This is a genomic window from Methanobrevibacter sp. (assembly GCF_045646045.1).
Lineage (GTDB): Archaea > Methanobacteriota > Methanobacteria > Methanobacteriales > Methanobacteriaceae > Methanocatella.
The window spans coordinates 1-21,582 of sequence record NZ_JAZRJY010000140.1 but is presented as its reverse complement, the minus strand read 5'-3'; the positions used below and the strand labels follow the sequence as shown (position 1 = coordinate 21,582).

Genomic DNA, 21,582 nt, shown 5'->3' with positions numbered 1-21,582 from the left:
AAATTATTTATTCAAGTATGATTTAATTTTTATAAAATATAGGTAACTTTATATACTATGTTATTATACATATTAAACAAGGGTTAAAAATAATAATTTTTATTCTCCCCCAAATTGATCATTATTTTTAATTAACAAAATTAGGCTGAAATTATTTTCGGCCTAATTTCCTCCTATGGTTTTTAGCTTTTTTTTTAAAAAATTAAATACTCAATTAATTAAATTAATTATTATGGTGATATTATGATTAAAAAAATACCTGTTTTAGATTTAAAAGATGGTCAGGCAGTAAGTGGTAAGTCTGGTTTAAGAGATACATATCAACCATTGCAAACAGTCTTTGCCCCATCATCTAATCCGGTTGAAATTGCTCAAGGTTTAAAACTGAATGGAGCAGATGAACTATATATTGCAGATTTGGATTTAATTGAAAGTAATGGTCACAATATTAATGATATCAAATTGGTTAATACAATTGTTCCAGTAATTTTGGATGCTGGAGTAAAAAATGCTGAATCCTTTTCTTTTTTCTTAGATTATGCTTTTAAAATTATTGTTCCAACAGAAACATTAGAAAGTTTGGATGATCTTTATGAAATTTTTGATAAGTATCCAAAAGAAAGAACTGTAGTAAGTGTTGATGTAAAGAATAATGAGTTATTCTCAAAAAATCTGGATTTGACACTTCATGAATTTAAGGAAGTATTGGCAGATATTGGTGCAACACAAATAATTCTTCTTGATATTACAGGTGTTGGAACAAATCAGGGATACAATAAAGAATTGTTAAAAGAATTTGAGGATATGAAAGACAGGTTAATAATTGCTGGCGGGCTAAATAAAGATTCAATAAGTGAGCTGCAGGAATTGGGTATAAAAAAAGTATTGGTAGGAACTAGCCTACATTCTGGTGAGATAAGTATTATTTAGATTTAAAGAAGGGAACTTAAAACAACATATGGGAAAGCACAAGCTACAACAAATAAAACAACTCCCAAACCAAGTTTAGGTTTGTTATCATCTAAAACACCAGATATTATAAATAATAATCCGAAAAATCCAAAAATTACAGGTAATATATGTGAAAATATTGTTGTTCCAGTTAATGCCATTTTATATCACTTATTATTCTTTTAATTTTTAAATTATATAAATATTATATATCTTTTTAAGATACTTATTACTATTTTAATTTTTATTTTTAATAAATTTTTTATTCTATTATCGATAAACTTACTTATTATGAGAATTGATACACATCATCATCATAAAAAAGCTAGCCGAAATTTGGCGTTTGTTTTTTTCATGAATTTAACATTCAATATAATTGTTATAATTGGTGGTCTTGCAACAAATAGTATGGCAATTTTAGCTGATTGTATTCATGACATGTCAGATACAATTTCAATGGCCATTGCTTGGATTTTAGCCCATATTTCTCAAAAGGATTCCACAGACACTTTTTCTTATGGTTACCAGAGGTTTTCCATTTTGGGAGCAGTTATTACATCAACATTTGTTATTATAATGGCATTTTTCATTTTATCCGAATCCATATCCAGATTGTTTTCTCCTGAAGGTATTGATGCTGGAGGAATGCTTATTGTCGGTATTGTAGGGTTAGTATTCAAAACCATTTCTGTATGGAGACTCCATGGTAGTGAAACATTTAATGAAAAAGCTATCTTCTATCATCTGCTAGGAGATATTTTTGAATGGGTTGCAATATTTATTTTAAGTATTATTTTAATATTTTGGCAAGATGTAAGCTACTTGGATCCTTTCGTTTCTATAGGAATTGCCATATGGTTAATATTTAACTTAGGCAGAACATTATTAAAATCTCTTGAGATTTTACTTCAAAAAACTCCCGATAACTTTGATGTGGTTGAATTTAAGGAAAAGATTTTGGCTATTGATGGAGTAATGTTTATCGATGATTTTCATGTCTGGTCACTTGATGGAATAGATTCAGTCATGACATTAAAAGTTAAAATTGATGATGTGAATAATCAAGAAAGAGTTAAAAAGGAGATTTATACCATTTCAAATGAATATCATGTTATTGATATTACAATAGAATTTGACTAAATAGGATTTCTATGACTTTGGTTGTTATTGGTCCCGTTACCCAAGATTTAATTATTACTAAAGATAATAAACAGTCAAAAACAGGAGGGGCTGTTTATTTTCAATCCTTTGTTTTTGAAGAGTTTTTCAAGGATTATTTGATTATTACAAATTGCAGTGACGCCAGTTTAATAAATGATTTTCCAAATCCTGATAAAGTCAAATTAATAAAAAAGGACTGTACTCATTATTTTATCAATGAATATCCTAATGGTGATGATTTTCGCCTTCAATACAGTAATTTTGCAAATATTCCAATAACTGAAAATGATTTAAGTAGCATTTTGCCAAAAGATGTTGATGCATTTATCATAAATCCTCTTAATGTATATGATTTTCCTAAAGAGGTAATCGATTATCTAAAATCATTTGATGTACCAGTTTTCATGTCTCTTCAGGGTTTTTTAAGATATCCTTTTGAAAAAATTGATGATGACAATTATTCACTTTCTTTAAGATTGACACCTGAAGTTACAGATTTGATTTGCGATATTGAAGGATTATTTTTGGATGAATCTGAAGCTGAAATTTTATTTGAAAATTTTGATTTTAAAGACATTAATATTAATGAAATAATTGTTACAAATGGAAGCAAAGGTTCACGAGTGCTTGCAGATAAAGAGTACAAAATTCCTGCTGTTGAATGTGATAATATTGTTGATTCAACAGGCTGTGGTGATACATATGCGGCAGCTTATATTTCTAAAAAATTAATCACCAATTCTATTTTAAAATCAGCTAATTTTGCATCAAAAATAGCTAGTGATAAACTCCGCTTTTTTGGACCTTTTAAAAGCGATAAATAATTATAAGTAAACTTTATTAATATAAGATATCATAATTATATATGATTGAAAGAATTTTTAAAATAAATGATCATCATGTTGTCAAATCCATCTACTAATAAAAAAATCGAAAAGGAGTTCGAAAACTTACGTAAGGAGTTATTAGATTTAACTTTAAGGAATCAACTGCTTAATTTTAAATCTAGGGCTAAAACCATTAATATTAATAATCAAACTCCAATAAACGTATTTCAAACATTAGTTTTACAAGAAAATAAAATGTATTTTGTAGCTAATAAGAAAGATAAAAAAGAAGAAAAATCTTCAGTGTGGGATCATATTCCATTTGATTTTAGTAAGTTTTCAGAAGGAAACAAAAAGTTGGCAGCAGATTTAACTCCAAATGAACTTCAAAGAAGATTGTATTACATTAATAACCAAGCTAAAACAATGCTTCAGGAACAGGGTTATAATATTTTGTATTTGGCAGTAGGATTTTTGGAATGGATAGATAAATCCAAACCAAAACAAAAAAATTTAGCTCCTTTAGTTTTAATTCCAGTTTCAATGGAACGTAAAAAAGTTGGTGAATCATTTAATTTAGAATGGACTGGAGAAGATATTCAAACTAATATTTCACTTAAAGCAAAACTTCTTGAAGCAGGCATTGAACTTCCGGATTTTGAATTTAAAAAGTATGGTGAAGTAATAGACCATTATATTGATAAAGTTAAGCATGCAACTATGAAAATGGAAGGATGGAGCGTTAATTATAAGATTGCTTTAGGTTTCTTTAGTTTTACAAAATTTGTAATGTATAATGATTTGAATCCGGATAGTTGGGCGTCCAATGTTGATTTAACTAAAAATGAATTGATACAGGCCATATTTAATCCTGCTAAAAATAATGTGGAGGCATTTAATGAAGAAGATATTGACTCACAATTGGATTATCAGACAATGTATCAGGTTTTGGATGCAGATTCATCTCAAATTGCAGCAATTCAGGATGTTAAATCAGGAAGGAATCTTGTTGTGGAAGGACCACCGGGAACAGGTAAATCACAAACAATTGTTAATTTGATTGCTGAATTGCTTGCTGAAGGCAAATCAGTTTTATTTGTATCAGAAAAAATGGCGGCATTGGATGTTGTAAAGGACAGGTTAACCAATGTAGGTTTGGGCAAGTTTGTTTTAGAGTTGCATTCTCATAAAACCAGACGTAAAAAATTCTTAAAAGACCTTCAAAAAGCCACTACAGTAAGGGCTGTCGATACTTTAAATATTGACCAGACAATTAGAAAGTTGGAGACATTAAAAAGGCAGTTGGATGATTATGCTAGTGTAATTCATAGACCTGCTTTTGCAGTAAATTTATCCGCATTTCAACTGTATGGGATGAAAGAATCTGCAGATGATCATTTTGCACGAAAACAAGCTATGATGCCGTTAGTTAGATTTAATTATCCTGAAAATGTAACTTTAAAGGATTTGGATGATACTATTCTGGCTCTTGAAAGTGTTGCAGAGTTATACCAGACTATTTCTAAGGAAAATCCATGGAGCAAATGTGCTCCAAAAAGTTTACTTCCGGCTGATTTAAGAGAAATAGAAATGCTGATTAATGACACATTAAAGTCTCTTGACGCATTTCTGATTGAACGTGGAAGAGTATATGATATTTACGGTATTAAAATGCCTGATACATTAAATGAATTTGAAAAGTCACTATCAGCATTTGATATTATTAAAACTCAAAATTCAGAGTTGATTGACGGTCAGATTTTAAAATCCGGGGCATGGGATAATAATAATGATGATCCTTACAGGTTAATACAGGAATTGGCCAAATACCAAAAAGTTGCACCAATATTGGATAAATTCAATCCAAATATCTATCACGCTAACATCGACAGGTTAATCTATGATTTAAATGAAGCATCCCATAAAAAATTCCGTTTCTTTAAAGGCAACCAGCATTTGGAGCTTGTTGAGAGGTATTATAATTATCCTGTTCAGGATGATGTCAATACAATTATTGATGATTTGAATAAAGCTAAAATAGCCATTAAACTTAAAAAGAATTTGGAAGCTAATGAAGCATTAGGTAAAAAATATTATGGGGGGTACTGGCATTTAAATGCAGATATAAATGATTTAAAAGCTATTGCTCAATGGATGACTCAATTCAGTGCCCTTACAAGAGAAGGAATATTTTCACAAAATACCATAGACCTTTTATCTAAAGATTTGTTTGAAATCAATCCTGAAAGAGATTTGGTTGACTATATTGATTCTGGAAAACGCTTTAGTGATGATTTAAATAAATTAAAATCAAAACTAAATCCAAGAAGTAAATTAATATTTAAAAAAGGTGCAAATGATGTGCCTTTCGAAGAATGGCAGACACAGTTATATAACTGGAGAGGCCAGTTATCCAGTCTTCATTTATGGTCACAATATCTAAATACTAAAAATTCTTTAGAAGGAACTATTGCAGAGTTGTTTGTTGATTCAATAGAAAAGAGAAATGTTAAAAAAGATGATGTTAAAGCATTGGTTGAAGGAAACTTTGCAGATTCACTACTTAATATTTTATTTGTTGAAAATCATGAATTGGCTACATTTATTGGAGAATTACATGAAAATAGAATAAGGGAATTTAAAGATTTAGATAAGAAAATATTGGTTTTAAACCGTAAAAGAATTTTCCATAAATTAAATAGTAATATTCCACAAATATTTGGTGCTACAGAAAATCCTCAGGCAAAAGTACTTGCAGGAGAATTTACAAGAAAAAGCGGACATTTGCCAGTTAGAAAATTATTAGAAAAAGCAGGAGGTATGATTAAACAAATTAAACCTTGTTTCATGATGTCTCCGCTATCTGTTGCACAATACCTTGATCCTACAAATGAAGAATTGCAATTTGATGTAGTTATTTTTGATGAAGCAAGTCAAGTAAAACCTGAAGATGCATTAGGTGCATTTATGAGAGGTAAGACTGCTGTTGTAATGGGTGATACTCAACAATTACCACCAACATCATTCTTTGACCAAATGGCTAGTGGAGAAAGTGATGAAGAAGAAGCAACATCACTTGATATGGAAAGTATCCTGCATTTATGTAAATTATCATTCCCTGTAAAAATGCTTAAATGGCACTACAGGAGCCGTCATGAATCATTAATTAACGTTTCCAATAAAGAATTTTACGATAATGAATTACTTGTTTATCCTTCACCTTCTCATAATGATCCTGATTTGGGATTAAAATTCCATTACAATCCTGATACTGCATATGAAAGAGGTTCATCATCTGCAAATCCAAGAGAAGCAGAAGATGTTGTTGAGGCAATATTTGATCATTTTGACAGATATGGAGATACAAAAAGTTTGGGTGTTGGAACATTTTCTGTTGCGCAGAAAAATGCAATTTTAGAAAAATTAGAAGAAAAACGTCGTGAAAGACCAGAATTTGAACCATTATTATCTGAAAATAAAGATGAAAGATTCTTTGTTAAAAACCTTGAAACAATTCAAGGGGATGAAAGGGATGTTATTTTAATAAGTGTAGGTTATGGTTTTGATAATGAAAGGAAAATGTCACTCAACTTCGGTCCTCTAAATCAGGACGGTGGTGAAAGAAGATTAAATGTATTAATCACACGTGCAAGACAAAAATGTGTTGTATTTTCCAATTTTAAAGCTTCAAGTATGAAATTAACTGCCAATCCTCCTCATGGAGTAAGAGCTTTAAGAGAATTCTTGGAATATGCCGAAAACTTAACTATGGGTACTCATACTCAGGATGAACACACAGCTGCACCATTTGAAGATGCGATTGCAAGCTTTTTAGAAGAGAATGGTTATGTTGTCGATAAACAAATTGGTTGCGCTGGATTTAGAGTGGATTTGGCTATTGTTGATGAAGAAAATCCAGGTAAATATATTTTAGGAATAACAACTGACGGAAAGATGTATGCATCAAGTAAAGTTGCACGTGACCGTGATAGGCTTCGTGAACAAGTTCTTGAAGGACTTGGATGGAAATTATATCATTTATGGTCCACTGACTGGTATAGAAATCGTGATTTGGGTCGTAAAAAATTATTGGAGTTCATCGAAAAATCAATTAAAGAAACTCGTGAAGAACAAAGAATTGCTCGTGAAAAAGAGGAAAAACGTAGAATTGAGGCTGAAAAAAGAGTTGAAGAATTAAGAAAACAACGTGAAAAAGAGCTTGAAGAACAAAGACAAAAAGAGGCTGAAGCAAAAGCAGCAAGTCTTGGAGAAAATGTTGAAGTAATATCACCTGATGGCCTTGATTTTGATGATGATATCATCTTTGTAAGTAAAGATTCTGAAGATGACTTCGAAAATGAAGATGATTTGGAGTTTGTTCATGAAAAATCACCTAGTGAGTTCGTCGAGGTTAAGGATGATGAAGTTAAGGATGATATTGAAATAGAATCTCCTAGTGAGTTTGTTGATATTGATGGAGAAACTAGTGCATATGATGACTTTATTTTCCAAGATGATGATAAGGATTTAGGTTCTGATGATGTTGATGTTAAGGAAGATTTAGGTTCTTCCGGCAGTATTGATGGCGAAAAGGATATTTCATTTAATTCTGATGATGAGTTAGTTTCTGATGATGTTGCTGATATTGATGAGGATTCTGGTTTGTCTGATACAACTGATGTTACTGATGATTTAGATGACTCTTTGAATGTTAAAGAAGAGGAAATTGATCAAGACGCTTTTGTTGGTTTTGATGAAGTAATAGATGAGTTAACAGATTCTGATAATCATTTAAATGATGATGGTGATGAAGATGAATATGAAGATACACATGCAAGTGATAAAGACAGTAGCGAAGATGTTCAGGATACAGAACAAGAACTCGAAGAAAAACTCCAAGAAGAAGATGAAGAGGAAATAGATGAAGATTCTCTTTCTTCTAAAGTTAAATTTGCTTCAAGTATTTCTAAAGGAGTTGGTGGAAGTATTTTATCTTCAATTAGAAATAAATTTTCCAGAAATCACGATGATGATCTTGATGAACTTGATGATGAAGAAGTTAGTGATTTAATTAAAGAAAAACTTGACGATGATGAATTTATTTATGTAGACCATAGTAATGATGAAGAAATTTCAGAAACTGAAGATTTGACTGAGGATAATGACTCTTTTAATGCTGAGGATGATACAGATACTTCAACAGATTCTATAGAAAAAGATATTGTTGAGTCTGATGTTGATGATTCTGTTGTGGAAGATGATTTGGATTCTGTTGAGGATGTTGTTGTTGAGCCAGTATCTGTTGAGTCTGATGTTGATGATTCTGTTGAGGATGATGTTGTTGAGCCGGAGCCTGTTGAAAAAGAATATAAACCAAAAAATAAAGTTAATTTCAATAAATCTGCTGGTGGTATTGATTTAGAAGATATTTCTCAGGTAAATGAAAAAGATGATTCTGCTTTAGATTTGGAAGATGATATTGAAGAGAATTTTGAAGTAAAATCTGATAAAGAATTTAATGATACTGTTTCTGATGATAAAATTGATTTAGGTGTAAATGATGATTCTTCTGATGATGTAAAAGTGGATTTAGGTTCTGATGATGATTCTTCTGATGATGTGAAAGTGGATTTAGGTTCTGATGATGATTATATTTATGTAGATCATAGTAATGATGAAGAAAGTATCATTGATTATTCAGAAGATAAATCTGATTCGGATGTTGATGATGTAAGTTCTGATGATGATTCTTCTGATGATGTAAAAGTGGATTTAGGTTCTGATGATGATTATATTTATGTAGATCATAGTAATGATGAGGAAAGTACTATTGATTATTCTGATGATGAAAATGAACCTCCAGTTGTTGAAGTAAATCCTTTAAAAAATATATTATTTGGTGATAGAAAACCTAAAAATTCTAATGGTTTAAGTGAATCTAAGATTTCTAATGCTATTAGAGGTTCTTCTAGACTTAATTTAACTAAAGAAGAAGTGGAAACTGTTCATGGTGAAATAATTGATGAAGATATTGATGACTATAAACCTGCACCAAGTGATGATGATGTTGTAGAAGTTGAAATTCTTTCCGGTGATATTAAAAATGTGGAGCCGGATAATGAAGATATTTCAAATAATGATGATTTAAAAGTGGTATTTAAGAGAAATGTTGGTGGTGTATCTGGTATGACAAGAAATGAGTCTGTTAAAGAAAAAGAATTTAATCGTATTATTGATGAAGCTTTTGAGAATAATCCTGAAGGTAGTCTTGGGGATGAAGATATTTCTAATCTTGCCTCAGTCCTTGTAAATAAAGCTTTTGATGATGTAATTTCCGATACATTAAATAAGAATGATGATGAAAATACTCAAAAGTTCGAGGCTAATGATAATAATAACCAACCAACTATTGAAGATAATGATATTGATGTAAATGATTCTCAAAATGTTAACAATATATCTACATCACCTGATGGAATTACCTATTATAAGGGTATTAATGATGTTAACAGTCCTTTGAGAAAGAATAATTTATACTATGATGAAGATAAACACAAAAATAAATCTGTAAAAGATTCTATTAAAAGTGGTATACGTGATATAAAGTATATACACAAGTCTTTAAATGAAATTGAAAATCCTACTCCTGTGGGATACGTTTCTGTTGTAGACCGTACTGAAGAATATGATGAAAATGATTATCTAACTCCAATTCAGGATTATGAAGGTGAAGAATACGTTCCTCAAGATGAAGGATTGACATTTGCTGAGGAAGAGGAATTAAGATATGAACGAGAACTTCAAATGGAAAAACTTAAGCAGGAATTAACCAATGATGATGATACCATTGTAACAATTCATGAACAGGAAAGGCGTGAAAACAGAAAAGATCAGGCATTAGAGGATATTATTCAAATAGCTGATGAAGATTATAAAGAAATTGAAAAGGAAAGATTCAAATCTAACAATACATTAAAAGCTTTTGATGATAATAAACTTCCTAAACGAGGAAAAATTGAAGATGAAATCGTCAATTATAAATTTGCCAATGATTTCGGTTTAAACTCACAGGATGATTTATTCTCCCAACCTATTGACAATGTTTCCAATTCTATTAATAAAATTGTGAATGTTGAAGGTCCAATTCATGTAAATGAAGTAATTAAAAGAGTAAAGGACAGCTGCCATATTAAAAGGGCAGGTTCTAAAATGAAAAAACAAGTTTTAAGAGGCATTAAAGAATCTGAAAACTCCGGTAACATTATAAGAATTGGGGACTTTTTATATGATGCATCAAGCAATGATGTTGTAATCAGAAGAAGGGAAAAACCAAAAATAGAACTAATTTCAGATGAAGAGATTGCTAAAAACATTGAAACTATTTTATCCCATAAACAAAGTGTGACAACAGCAAGTTTAACCAGGGAAGTTGCACGTAACTTTGGATTCAAATCCACTTCCCGTAAAACTTCATCTAAAATCAAAAGTGTTCTTGATTCAATGATTGCAGATAGTACTGTTAAATTAGACAAGGATATTGTTGAGCTAAACTAGGTATTTTAAATGTCTACAAAAATCACATCTCCAGATAACCTGCCAAAAAAACCCGGTGTTTACATTATGAAAAATGCCGATGGAGAAATTATCTATATTGGTAAGGCAAAAAATCTTTTAAATAGGGTACGCTCTTATTTTAGGGAAAAGCTGGACAGACCAAAAACTCAAATTCTGATGAGTCATTTTGATAGTTTGGAATATATCATAACTAATTCCGAAAAGGAAGCATTAATTTTAGAAGCCAATCTGATTAAAAAACATCATCCTCGTTATAATATTCAACTGAAAGATGATAAACGTTATCCTTATGTTAAAATAACAGATGAAAAATTTCCTCGTCTTGTCATTACAAGAAATATCAGTAAAAATGCTGTTTTTTATGGTCCATTTACTGATGTGGGTTCTGTAAAAAGAACAGTTAAATTTTTAAAATCATTGTTCAAAATCAGAACCTGCCGTAATATGAATGGACCCTGTCTTAATGCTCAGATTGATTTATGCTACGCTCCCTGTGCGGGAAATATCACAGAAAAAGAGTATGCTGAAATTATAAATAAGATAGACTTATTTTTCCAGGGAAAATATTCTGTTATCGTAAAAAACCTTAAGAAGGAAATGATGGAAGCGGCAAATAATGAGGAATTTGAAAAGGCTGCTGTTTTAAGGGATCAAATTGCATCAATTGAAGAAATCATGGAAAAACAGTTTGTTGATTTGGTTGATGATGATTTGGATCAGGATGTAATAGCTATTGCACAAGGTAAACATGAAATTTATGTTGTAATCATGCCTATCCGTAACGGCAAAATCACAGGTCGTGACGACTTTATGATGAGCGGTTCAAAGTATGATTCAACTTCAGAGATTTTATCCTCTTTTATTCAACAGTATTATGGTTATAATAGGCATGTTCCAAAACAAATTCTTTTAAGTGAAGAAATTGACGATAAAGAATTGCTGGAAGAATGGTTAAGTGATTTGAGAGGTAATAAGGTTCATATTAAAGTTCCTCAAAAGGGTGTAAAACTAAGGCTTGTTAAAATGGCTGAAAAGAATGCTGAAATAATCAAACATCAGAAGAAAAAACTGGAAAATTCTTTAATCGAACTTAAAAAATATTTGAAGCTTGAAAAATTGCCTCGTGTTATTGAAGGTTATGACATAAGTAACATTTCAGGCAAGTTTGCAGTTGGGTCAAAAGTCTCATTTAAAGATGCAAAACCTAATAAAAAAATGTATAAGCATTTTAAAATGGAAACTCCAGGACCTAACGATTTTGCAATGATGAAAGAATTGCTGACTCGCCGTTTAAAACTTATTGAATCGGACCCTGAACCTGATTTGATTGTTATTGATGGGGGTAAAGGTCAGTTGGGTATGGCCTGTGAAGTTTTGGATGAGTTAGAATTGTCACACATTCCGATTATAGGTCTTGCAAAGGAATTTGAAGAAATTTATCTTCCAAATTCAAAAAGGCCAATTATTATTCCTAAAAATAATAGAGCACTACATTTGCTTCAGCAGGTTCGTGATGAATCACATCGTTTTGCTATTACTTATCATAGAAAGCTTAGAAGTAAAAATATAAGTCAATCCAGTCTTGATGATATTAAAGGAATTGGTAAAAAACGTAAAATCAATCTTTTGAAAGAATTCGGGACTATTGAAAATATAAAAAATGCAAGTTTAGAAGATTTGGAAAAAGTTGATGGAATGACAAAAAAATCTGCATTAAATGTTTTCAATTATTACCATTAAATTGCAGATAATGCTTATTTTTGCATTAACTTTAAATATAAGTACTTTTAATAATAGTTTTTAAAGAAGTGTTTATAGGTTAAATTATGGTAAAGTGTCCAAGATGCGGATATGATAATCTCTCATCATCTGCATATTGTGAAAACTGTTCCTATATTTTAAATGGTTCACCTACTGGTCAAAGAGGAAAAGGGTGGAAAATGGGAACAGCAAAAAAAATTGCTTTAATTATTGGAATTATAGCTATTGCATTAGTATTGTTTTCGGTTATTTATACTTTTTCACAGCCGAGCCATGAAGATTCTTTAAATGTTGTTGTTGCAGATAATAATATTCAGAAAGGTTCTTCCCATCCTTATGAAGTAAAAGTTAAATATGATGGTGATTGGTATTTCAAAGGAGGAGATTCAAATTATCCTCAAGAAAAACATGGTCATGGTCATGAAATAATTAAACTGGATGCTGCTGCTTGGGATAAAGTTCAGGTTTTAGTCGAAAGATATGACGGTTCTTCTGAGAATATGGTTATTCAGCTTTTAAGAAATGGTGAGGTTGTAGCTGAAAATTCAACTACATCTAATCAGGTAACTTTAAATTATAGAAGTTAACTTTCAATATCACTAGCTTTTTGATTCAATAATTCAACAAGTTCGTCAGTTTTGTAGAGTCTGATTTCTTCAGTTTCAGGTCTAAATATTTTCATAAATGTAATTAAATCATTACATAACTGGTCATATTGAATATTTAGAGTACTAAAGTTAGATAATAGTCCGATTAATTGATCTCTTTCTAATTTTTCATTTTCTCTAGTTACTTTTTCCATGTTTGCAAAATGTGTTTCTATTAACAATTTGTCATTTTCTAAGCTATCAATATACTCTTGAATTTTATTTTCACAACTCATTAAAATCAACTCAATAAATATTTTTAAATAGGGTTATTAATAAAAATTTGTATAATATGAATGGGGCATGAACTATGATTAAAGTTGAAAATGTAAGTAAATCATATAAATTAGAGGATGGAAACTCTGTTGTTGGTCTTAAAAATGTTAGTTTTGAAGTTAATGAAGGTGAGATTCTTGGAATCATGGGTAAAAGTGGTTCTGGTAAAACAACACTTTTAAGAGCTTTAAGAGGAGTTGAACATATTGATGAAGGAAGCATCACAGTTGCTGATGTGAGCATTGATGAAAATTCTTCCCAATATTATTATAATGAACTTAAAAAAGTAACTGCAATTCATCTTCAAAGGTCTTTTGGATTATGGCCCGATACCGTACGTGAAAATGTTTTGAGAAAATTATATGCGCGCAGATACTTTGATGAGGGAAGTACTGATTTTGAAGTTGCTGAAAGTGAATTTGGTGAAGAAGCGGATAAAATATTGGAATTGGTATCACTCACCCATAAAAAAGATCATTATGCTTCAGTTTTAAGTGGTGGGGAAAAACAAAGATTAATTATTGCCCGTCAACTTGCAAAACAACCAAAAGTATTACTTTTAGATGAACCTGCAACAATGGCATGCCCTAAAACAAAACAAGAAATCCTTGATGCAGTTAAAAATATCAATAATGAATTAAACATTACTGTAGTCGTAGTTTCTCATTTGCCCGAAGTTCAAAAATATCTTGCCGATAGAGTTATATTAATGGAAGACGGACAAATCAAAAAAGAGGGAACTTCTGAAGAGATTACAGAAGAATTTATGAGTGGAATGGATCCTATTGTAGATATTGAAAACATTTCAACTGATGAGGATGTTGTTGATGTTAAGGATGTATATAAAAGATTCTTTTTGTTGACTGGTGGGGAAGTACTCCAAATTGAAGATATTAACTTTAAAGTTCAAAAAGAAAATATTTTAAGTTTAATTGGTCCTAGTGGTGCTGGAAAAACGGTTCTGCTTCGTATGTTGGCAGGTCTTGATGATTCTGATAGCGGAGATGTATTGTATCAGGTTGACGGCGAATGGCATGATATTGCAATTGCAGGTATGGGACGTATGAAAATCCGTTCAAAGCTTGGATTTATGCATCAGGAATTTGCACTTGCTCATTACGCTACTGTAGTGGATCAGTTAGCTACCCGTTTAGGTTATAAAAATCAAAATATTGTTAGGGAAGCTCGTCAGAGAGCTGAAAGGATGGGACTTAGTGATGAATTATTGGATTCACTTTATTTGCTTACAGATTTACAGGAAAGTGAAGCCAGAGCCCGTCTGGAACAGGTTGGTCTTGAACCGGATATCCTGGCTGATTTATTCCCAAGATTTCCGGAAACAGCTACTCGTGAAGCCGTAGCAGATATTTTTGAAAGTCTTGATTTGGATTTGGATATTTTACAAAGAAAATCATATGAGTTATCTGGAGGTCAAAAGGTTCGTGTAATGCTTGCATTAATATTGGTTTCAAAACCTGAATTCTTACTTTTAGATGAACCGTTCGGTGATTTGGATCCGATTACATTAAGAATTGTTACCAATTCACTTAAAAAGATATCTAAAAAGTATAGAATTACAATTATTATGATTTCCCATAATACTGATTTCATTAAGGAATTATCCAACAGGGCTTTATTTATGGATGATGGAAAAATAATTGATGACAGTGAGGATATGGATAAAATCGTTGATAACTTCATTGATTTCTGTCATGCAAGCTATTTGAAGGAGAGCGAATAAATGTTTGATGTTATTTGTGTTCCTGTAGACGGATCTGAATATGGGTATAAGGCAGCTGATGTTGCTATTGAAATAGCCCGTAAATTTTCATCCAAAATAGCTGCTGTTCATGTTTTGGAAGAATTTTCTTTTAGCAGCTATGATTCTGAAGAGGACAGTGGTGATGCAATTTTAGCTAAAATCACAAAAAAGGCAGCTGAATATGATGTTGAAGTCGTTGAACATTTGCTGACTGCAGATGCTTTAAGGGACATGAAATTTATCATTAATCAAACCGGTGCAGATTTGGTTGTAATCAGCGCATTGGGTTCAGATAATGAGAGATTTGTATCATTTGAAGATACTAATGTTAGCGACCACCAAATCGGTTCAGTAACAGAAAGACTTTTAAGAAATTCTGATGTGCCGGTTTTACTTGTAAAATAAAATATTTTTTTACTGTTTTTCTTTTATTTTACTTTATTTTTCTTTTAAAATCCTATTTTTTACTATATATTTAAATATTAATATATACACATCTATTAATAACTAAACTTTTAGTTTGTTTTTTAAGAAAGGAGATATTATGATAGTTAAAGAATGGTGTTCATTCTGTGGTGAATGCGCAGGTGTTTGTCCAAGAAACTTAATTCAAGTAAGAGAGTATGCTTTAGTTTTTAAGGAAGATGAATGTAGAGATTGTGACACATGTATTAAAGCTTGTCCAATAAATGCTTTAGAAAAAGAGGACTGATTTTATGATTGAAACTGATATAATTGTAGTAGGTGCAGGACCGGCTGGTTCAAGCGCAGCAAAACATGCTGCTTTAGGCGGAGCAAAAGTTATTTTAATGGATAAAAAATCCGAAATTGGAGCACCAAAAAGATGTGCTGAAGGAGTTTCAATTGAAGGACTTGAAAAACTGGGTATTGAACCTAGCCCTCGCTGGGTTACTAAAAAAATAGAAGGTGTAAGATTACAGACACCTGACGGAACTGATGTATGGTTAACTGAAGATCAGGTAAAATTACCTGAAGCAGGTTACATTCTTGAAAGAAAAGTATTCGATAAGCATATGGCAATGGATGCTGCAAGAGCAGGTGCTGAAATTAGAATTAAAACTTTAGTAACTGGCATTGATAAGATTGAAAATGGATTCATTGTTGAAACAGAATCAATGGGAAAACAAGAAACATTTAAATGTAAAATCTTAATTGCTGCCGATGGTCCTGAAGGTCATATTGCAAGATGGGCAGGTCTTAGACCGGCTGCAAAAGCAAAAGAAATGGAATCCGGTGTACAATACGAAATGTGTAATGTTGAATTTGAAAAACCTGGAATAATCGAATTTTACTTAGGTTCCTGTGCGCCTGGTGGTTATGTATGGATTTTCCCTAAAGGTGATGACATTGCAAATGTTGGTTTAGCTATTTTACCACATATGGCTGAAAAAACTGCAATTGAATACTTGGATGATTTCGTTGCTAAATCTCCTTATTTAAAAAATGCTCAGGCAGTTGAAATCAATGTTGGTGGAGACCCTGTTGGTGGAATGACCAAAAAACTTTATGATGATAATATTTTAGTTTGCGGAGATGCAGCAGGTCAAGTAAATCCGTTAACCGGTGGAGGAATTATCAGCGGTATGACTGGTGGAATGTGTGCAGGTAAAGTAGCTGCTCAAGCTATTAAAGAAGACTGTTCCAAAAAATACCTTAAATTATATGATGAAATGGCTCATGAAGAATTAGACCATGATATAAAAAGATATAAAAAAGTTCAGGAATACTTGCTTACTTTGGGTGATGATGAATTAAACAGTCTTGCACATGCATTTGAAGGTGAAAGTTTCGAGAAAATTTCTACTACTGAAATTGTTAAAAAAGTAATTAAAGTTTCTCCTAAGGCTTTATTGAAATTAGGTAAATTTGTCTAGGTGTTATAATTGATTCTGGTTACTGGTGGAGCAGGTTATATTGGTTCACATACCAACAAAGCATTGCATAAAGCAGGATATGATACTGTAGTCGTTGATGATTTATGCAAAGGTTATGAAACTTTTGTAAAATGGGGTAACTTTGAAAATTATAATTTTGGAAGTAGTGATTTGAGGGAAGTATTTGAAAAATACGATATAGATGGAGTATTGCACTTTGGTGCTTTTTCATCTGTTGCCGAATCAGTTGAATATCCTCAAAAATATTTCAAAAACAACTATAAAAACACTTTAAACCTCTTAAAAATCATGAGAGAGTTTGGTGTCGATAAGTTTATTCTGTCTTCAACTGCTGCTGTATATGGAAATCCTGAAAAAATTCCTATTACTGAAGATCAGGAATTAAAGCCAATAAATCCATATGGTCATTCAAAATGGATTACTGAAAAAGCTTTGGAACGTGAAGCTGAAAAAGGTGACTTTAATTTCGTGTCTTTAAGATATTTCAATGCTGCTGGTTGTGATTTTGACTGTGAAATCGGTGAATTGCATGATCCTGAAACTCATTTAATTCCTTTGGTTTTGGATGCAGCTATCGGTAAAAGAGATAGTATATCTATATTCGGAACTGATTATAATACTCCTGACGGTACATGTATTCGTGATTATATTCATGTAAATGACCTGGCTGATGCCCATATTGCGGCTTATGAATATTTGTGTGAAAAAAACGAATCAAATATCTTTAATTTGGGTAATGGTAAAGGTTATTCCGTTCGTGAAATCATAGATATGTGTAAAAAAGTCACTGGTTGTGATTTTAATGTTGAAATAGCTGACCGTCGTGATGGTGATCCGGATATTTTAATTGCGGACGCATCTAAAATTAAAAATGAATTGGGATGGGAACCAGAATACGATTTGGAATCTATTGTTTCATCTGCATGGGAATGGCATCAAAAGGTTAATAGTATTTAAGGGGTTTTATCATGGAAAATAACAATCAGATCTCTAAAATCGATGTAAGGATAATTGTATCTAACTTGGATATTGCTGGTTTGGTTTCAAAAGCAGTAAATAATATTCAACTTGAAAGGGATTATAATATTGTTGTTACTTCTATAATACCAACCACTGATTTAGATATTGCTAAAAAAGTAGCTGAAGGTGCAGACATTATTTTAATTGGCGGATATGGCCAAGATGATAATTTTAATTTGCTTTTCAATGATTTAAAAACTGATTTTAATCATATTGGATTATTTGATTATAATAATGTTTTATTTGAAAGTGAAGAAGTTAATGCTGAACTTGCTCAAAAAGAATTATTGAATTCAATTATCAAGTCAACTCTCTCCTATTCTTTAAATTTGATTAATATTCATACTTTAGAAAACAAACTGTTGGAAATAACACATAAATATAATAGTTTACTTGATGATTATAATAAACTAATTAAAGAAAATGAAGTATTGACCATGGAAAATAATGATTTGCGTGATGAAATTAGTAATTTGAAGTCTGACTTTTCCAATTTCAAAAATAGATATGAAGATATCTACAATAAGGACTTTTTAGAGATTTACAAATTAAACGAATTATGGGAAGAAGTTTTTAGACAAGAATTAGTTGATGAAGAAAAGATTGTAATAGCTACAAATAAGTTCAAACCGGATAATATTATAGTAGGCCAAGGTTATATTGCAGCACAATCTATTAATCAAGCTATTGATTGGTTAAAAATAATTAAAACCGCTTTAATTTTTGTTGAAGATAATAAAGAAGAATTGACACAGGAATTATCTTCTAAACGTAAAAGCAAACCTCCTGAAGTTAGGGAGGATTATGATTTACCAAACACTTTTGAAAACTTCTGGGATTGAAAACATTATTATTTTATATGATGTTGAAGATAAATAATATTGATAATAATCATGGTGTTTGTTCATGCAAGGTGAAATGGAAGATAAATGTGGTATAGTAGGAATACATTCTGATGATGTTTCAAAGAATGTTTCTTCTTTTGTTTATTACTGTTTATATGCTTTACAGCATAGAGGTCAAGAATCTGCTGGAATAGCAACATTTAACCCTGAAAAAGGATTGAATTACTATTGCGGTATGGGTCTTATTACTGATGTTTTTAAGGATTATGAAATTAATAATCTTGGAGGTAATGTAAGTATTGGCCATGTAAGATACTCTACTACTGGTCAATCCAGATTAGAAAATTCCCAACCGTTTGTAACAGATTTTGATGATGGATTTATTGCAATGGCTCATAATGGGGACATTGTTAATTCCGGTGAATTAAGAAATGAACTTATTGATGAAGGATATGAATTCAAATCCGACACTGACTCTGAAGTAATCTGTTACATGCTTAAAAAAGAACATCATGATAATAGTAAAAATATTATTGATGCAATAGAGGCTGTTTCTAAAAAACTTGTTGGTTCTTATGCATTAGTTATCCTTGTTAATGGAGATTTATATGGTGTTCGTGGCCCTATGGGTATAAAGCCTTTGGCTGTTGCAAAAAGAGGGGACGATTTTATTTTAGCTTCTGAAACAGTTGCATTTGATGTTATCAACGCCAAATATATTAGGGATATTGTACCTGGTGAGATTGTATACTTTGAAAATAATGAAATCAAAAGTCACATGCTGGAAATTGCAGATCAGTCAAAACTATCTCACTGTATGTTTGAATATGTTTACTTTGCAAGACCGGACAGTACCATCGATGGAATTAACGTTTATCAAACTAGATTAAATATTGGTCGTGAATTACATAAATTATATCCTATTGATGCTGATGTTGTAATTCCTGTACCTGATTCATCAATTCCTGCAGCTATTGGTTATTCAAGAGCTTCCGGAATTCCTTATGGTGAAGGTTTAATTAAAAATAGGTATGTTGGAAGAACATTTATTATGCCAACACAGGAAGAACGTGAATTGGCTGTTAGACTTAAATTAAATCCGATTAAAGAAGCCATTAAAGGCAAAAAGATTATTCTCATAGATGACAGTATTGTAAGGGGAACTACCTCAAAAAAATTATTGGATTTGGTAAAAGAATCAGAACCTGCTGAAATTCATTTTCTGGTAGGTTGTCCTCCTGTAGTCGCACCTTGTTTTTATGGAGTAGCAATGGCTACTAAAAAAGAATTAATTGCAGCTAATTATTCAATTAATGAAATTCAGGAACAATTGGAGATTGATACTTTAGGTTACATTACTTTGGAATCTCTTATTGATGCTATTGGAATGCCTAAAGAAGATTTATGTTTAGGTTGTTTAAATGAAGAATATCCAACAGAACTTCCTGACGATATTGAAGCTGAAACTTATTATAAACCTTAAAGGATTATTATGCCTGAATTATTAGCTCCTGCCGGAAATTATATATCTTTACGTGCCGTTTTGGAAAATGGTGCTGATGCAGTTTATTTTGGCCTGAATGAATATAATATGAGAGCTAATGCTAAAAATTTTTCTCTTGAAGATTTGGCCAAAATATCTAAAATAGCTGGTGAATACGGAGCTAAAACATATCTATGTACTAACATTATTTTAAAAGAATCACAGGTTATTGAACTTAAAAATAATCTGGAAAAAATAGCTGCATCTGAAATAGATGGATTAATTTTATCAGATATTGGATTAATTGAGGATACTGTATCAAATGGCCTTGAAGCTCATGTCAGCGTTCAGGAAAACGTAACTAATTCTTATACATTAAAAACCCTTCATAAACTAGGTGCTAAAAGAGCAATTCTGTCTCGTGAATTGTCAATTGATGAAATAGCTGAAATCACCAGAAAGTCTCCGATAGAAACTGAAGTGTTTATTCACGGAGCAATGTGTATGGCTATTTCAGGCAGATGCTTTTTAAGCTATGGTTTATATAGAAGAAGTGCTAATTGCGGGGATTGCCTTCAGCCCTGCCGTAAAAATTGGACATTAACCTTTGAAGAATCTCAAAATGATGCTGTTTCAAATACATCTGATGTAGTGGATGAATCCTTTGTTATAACAGGTTCTTATGATGACAGTTACAGAACTAACTTTTTTTCACCAAAGGATATGTGTATGATAGAGCACATCCCCGAATTGATTGAAACCGGTGTCAGTTCTTTTAAAATAGAAGGTCGTGCACGCAGTCCAGATTATGGTGCAATGGTTACTGGAATTTATCGTGAAGCGATTGATTCCTATACGGATAATCCTGATGATTATAAAGTTAATCCTAAATGGATGGAAGAGCTTAAGAGTGTTTTTAACCGAGGTTTTGACACAGGATTTTACTTTGACATTCCATGTCAGACAAGTGAAACTAACCAGTCAAAATATATTAAAAAAGATATAGGGCAGGTTGTAAACTTTTATAATAAGGTTAGCGTAGCTGAAATCAGGGTATGGGATGATTTAAAAATCGGCGATAAAATAATGGTTCAGGGAGAAACTACAGGATCCATTACGCATACCATTGATTCGATGCAAGTTGAAGGCACTGATGTTAGTGAAGTTTCTAAAAACTCCAATGTTGGAGTTTTAATGCCAAGTAAAGTTAGAAAAAATGATTTTGTCTATAAATTAATTGAAAGAGATGATTCTTAAGCAATTTAATGAGTTACTGGGGCGGGAAAATCATGAACCGACATATTATTAATGCATTGTCCATTTCCAGAATACTATTCGGACTGTTGTTTTTATATTTT

The 21,582-nt window shown here is 31.5% G+C and carries 16 protein-coding genes; 14 read left to right on the top strand and 2 right to left on the bottom strand.

Translation table 11 applies throughout. The features are described from left to right. Positions 1–243 precede the first annotated feature (243 nt). Positions 244–930 (top strand): HisA/HisF family protein, encoded by a 687-nt coding sequence (locus tag ACKI5C_RS09525; RefSeq protein ID WP_407432890.1) that lies wholly within the window; start codon positions 244–246, stop codon positions 928–930. A 2-nt stretch (positions 931–932) separates the two neighbouring features. Here ACKI5C_RS09525 and ACKI5C_RS09520 read toward each other — a convergent pair whose 3' ends face one another. Continuing rightward, positions 933–1,112, bottom strand: a complete 180-nt coding sequence (locus ACKI5C_RS09520; RefSeq protein WP_407432889.1) for a hypothetical protein — start codon at positions 1,110–1,112, stop codon at positions 933–935. A 130-nt stretch (positions 1,113–1,242) separates the two neighbouring features. On the opposite strand from ACKI5C_RS09520, the gene ACKI5C_RS09515 reads away from it, so the two are divergent. From ACKI5C_RS09515 to ACKI5C_RS09495, 5 genes are all read left to right on the top strand, one after another. Then, complete coding sequence (locus tag ACKI5C_RS09515) at positions 1,243–2,091, top strand: cation diffusion facilitator family transporter (RefSeq protein WP_407432888.1); 849 nt, start codon at positions 1,243–1,245, stop codon at positions 2,089–2,091. 11 nt (positions 2,092–2,102) lie between these two features. Further along, the gene (locus ACKI5C_RS09510; protein ID WP_407432887.1) at positions 2,103–2,936 is read left to right on the top strand and encodes a PfkB family carbohydrate kinase; all 834 of its coding nucleotides are present in this window, start codon (positions 2,103–2,105) and stop codon (positions 2,934–2,936) included. Positions 2,937–3,011: 75 nt separating this feature from the next. After that, complete coding sequence (locus tag ACKI5C_RS09505) at positions 3,012–10,493, top strand: DUF3320 domain-containing protein (protein ID WP_407432886.1); 7,482 nt, start codon at positions 3,012–3,014, stop codon at positions 10,491–10,493. A gap of 9 nt (positions 10,494–10,502) precedes the next feature. Continuing rightward, positions 10,503–12,254, top strand: a complete 1,752-nt coding sequence (uvrC, locus tag ACKI5C_RS09500) for an excinuclease ABC subunit UvrC (RefSeq protein ID WP_407432885.1) — start codon at positions 10,503–10,505, stop codon at positions 12,252–12,254. Between the two features lie 86 nt (positions 12,255–12,340). After that, a complete protein-coding gene (locus tag ACKI5C_RS09495) occupies positions 12,341–12,862 on the top strand; it encodes a zinc ribbon domain-containing protein (RefSeq protein ID WP_407432884.1) in 522 nt (173 codons plus the stop codon). Here the strand turns inward: ACKI5C_RS09495 and ACKI5C_RS09490 are convergent. Next, positions 12,859–13,158: a hypothetical protein gene (locus ACKI5C_RS09490; RefSeq protein WP_407432883.1), complete on the bottom strand. Its 300-nt coding sequence runs from the start codon at positions 13,156–13,158 to the stop codon at positions 12,859–12,861. The genes ACKI5C_RS09495 and ACKI5C_RS09490 overlap by 4 nt on opposite strands. Positions 13,159–13,232: 74 nt before the next feature. Between ACKI5C_RS09490 and ACKI5C_RS09485 the strand changes: the two genes are divergently transcribed. The 8 genes from ACKI5C_RS09485 to ACKI5C_RS09450 all read left to right on the top strand — a co-directional run bounded on the left by ACKI5C_RS09485 (position 13,233) and on the right by ACKI5C_RS09450 (position 21,481). Then, the gene (locus ACKI5C_RS09485; RefSeq protein WP_407432882.1) at positions 13,233–14,939 is read left to right on the top strand and encodes an ATP-binding cassette domain-containing protein; all 1,707 of its coding nucleotides are present in this window, start codon (positions 13,233–13,235) and stop codon (positions 14,937–14,939) included. Then, positions 14,940–15,365 carry a universal stress protein gene (locus ACKI5C_RS09480; protein ID WP_407432881.1) on the top strand — a complete coding sequence of 142 codons (426 nt, stop codon included), beginning with the start codon at positions 14,940–14,942 and terminating at the stop codon, positions 15,363–15,365. Between the two features lie 139 nt (positions 15,366–15,504). After that, positions 15,505–15,672 (top strand): 4Fe-4S binding protein, encoded by a 168-nt coding sequence (locus ACKI5C_RS09475; protein ID WP_407416552.1) that lies wholly within the window; start codon positions 15,505–15,507, stop codon positions 15,670–15,672. A gap of 4 nt (positions 15,673–15,676) precedes the next feature. Then, on the top strand, positions 15,677–16,855 hold the full coding sequence (locus tag ACKI5C_RS09470; protein ID WP_407432880.1) for an NAD(P)/FAD-dependent oxidoreductase: 1,179 nt from the start codon (positions 15,677–15,679) through the stop codon (positions 16,853–16,855). Positions 16,856–16,864: 9 nt separating this feature from the next. After that, the gene (galE, locus tag ACKI5C_RS09465; RefSeq protein WP_407432879.1) at positions 16,865–17,833 is read left to right on the top strand and encodes a UDP-glucose 4-epimerase GalE; all 969 of its coding nucleotides are present in this window, start codon (positions 16,865–16,867) and stop codon (positions 17,831–17,833) included. Positions 17,834–17,844: 11 nt separating this feature from the next. Further along, entirely contained in the window at positions 17,845–18,738 is an 894-nt protein-coding gene (locus ACKI5C_RS09460) for a hypothetical protein (RefSeq protein ID WP_407432878.1), read from the top strand. Positions 18,739–18,802: 64 nt separating this feature from the next. Next, positions 18,803–20,224: an amidophosphoribosyltransferase gene (gene purF, locus ACKI5C_RS09455; protein WP_407432877.1), complete on the top strand. Its 1,422-nt coding sequence runs from the start codon at positions 18,803–18,805 to the stop codon at positions 20,222–20,224. Between the two features lie 9 nt (positions 20,225–20,233). Continuing rightward, positions 20,234–21,481, top strand: a complete 1,248-nt coding sequence (locus ACKI5C_RS09450; RefSeq protein WP_407432876.1) for a peptidase U32 family protein — start codon at positions 20,234–20,236, stop codon at positions 21,479–21,481. Positions 21,482–21,582 lie beyond the last annotated feature (101 nt).

What these genes read in the sequence shown, in the direction of transcription:
- ACKI5C_RS09525 (WP_407432890.1), top strand. Translation starts at nt 244, where the DNA reads ATGATTAAAAAAATACCTGTTTTAGATTTAAAAGATGGTCAGGCAGTA.
- ACKI5C_RS09520 (WP_407432889.1), bottom strand. Translation starts at nt 1,112, where the DNA reads ATGGCATTAACTGGAACAACAATATTTTCACATATATTACCTGTAATT.
- ACKI5C_RS09515 (WP_407432888.1), top strand. Translation starts at nt 1,243, where the DNA reads ATGAGAATTGATACACATCATCATCATAAAAAAGCTAGCCGAAATTTG.
- ACKI5C_RS09510 (WP_407432887.1), top strand. Translation starts at nt 2,103, where the DNA reads ATGACTTTGGTTGTTATTGGTCCCGTTACCCAAGATTTAATTATTACT.
- ACKI5C_RS09505 (WP_407432886.1), top strand. Translation starts at nt 3,012, where the DNA reads ATGTTGTCAAATCCATCTACTAATAAAAAAATCGAAAAGGAGTTCGAA.
- uvrC (WP_407432885.1), top strand. Translation starts at nt 10,503, where the DNA reads ATGTCTACAAAAATCACATCTCCAGATAACCTGCCAAAAAAACCCGGT.
- ACKI5C_RS09495 (WP_407432884.1), top strand. Translation starts at nt 12,341, where the DNA reads ATGGTAAAGTGTCCAAGATGCGGATATGATAATCTCTCATCATCTGCA.
- ACKI5C_RS09490 (WP_407432883.1), bottom strand. Translation starts at nt 13,158, where the DNA reads ATGAGTTGTGAAAATAAAATTCAAGAGTATATTGATAGCTTAGAAAAT.
- ACKI5C_RS09485 (WP_407432882.1), top strand. Translation starts at nt 13,233, where the DNA reads ATGATTAAAGTTGAAAATGTAAGTAAATCATATAAATTAGAGGATGGA.
- ACKI5C_RS09480 (WP_407432881.1), top strand. Translation starts at nt 14,940, where the DNA reads ATGTTTGATGTTATTTGTGTTCCTGTAGACGGATCTGAATATGGGTAT.
- ACKI5C_RS09475 (WP_407416552.1), top strand. Translation starts at nt 15,505, where the DNA reads ATGATAGTTAAAGAATGGTGTTCATTCTGTGGTGAATGCGCAGGTGTT.
- ACKI5C_RS09470 (WP_407432880.1), top strand. Translation starts at nt 15,677, where the DNA reads ATGATTGAAACTGATATAATTGTAGTAGGTGCAGGACCGGCTGGTTCA.
- ACKI5C_RS09460 (WP_407432878.1), top strand. Translation starts at nt 17,845, where the DNA reads ATGGAAAATAACAATCAGATCTCTAAAATCGATGTAAGGATAATTGTA.
- purF (WP_407432877.1), top strand. Translation starts at nt 18,803, where the DNA reads ATGCAAGGTGAAATGGAAGATAAATGTGGTATAGTAGGAATACATTCT.
- ACKI5C_RS09450 (WP_407432876.1), top strand. Translation starts at nt 20,234, where the DNA reads ATGCCTGAATTATTAGCTCCTGCCGGAAATTATATATCTTTACGTGCC.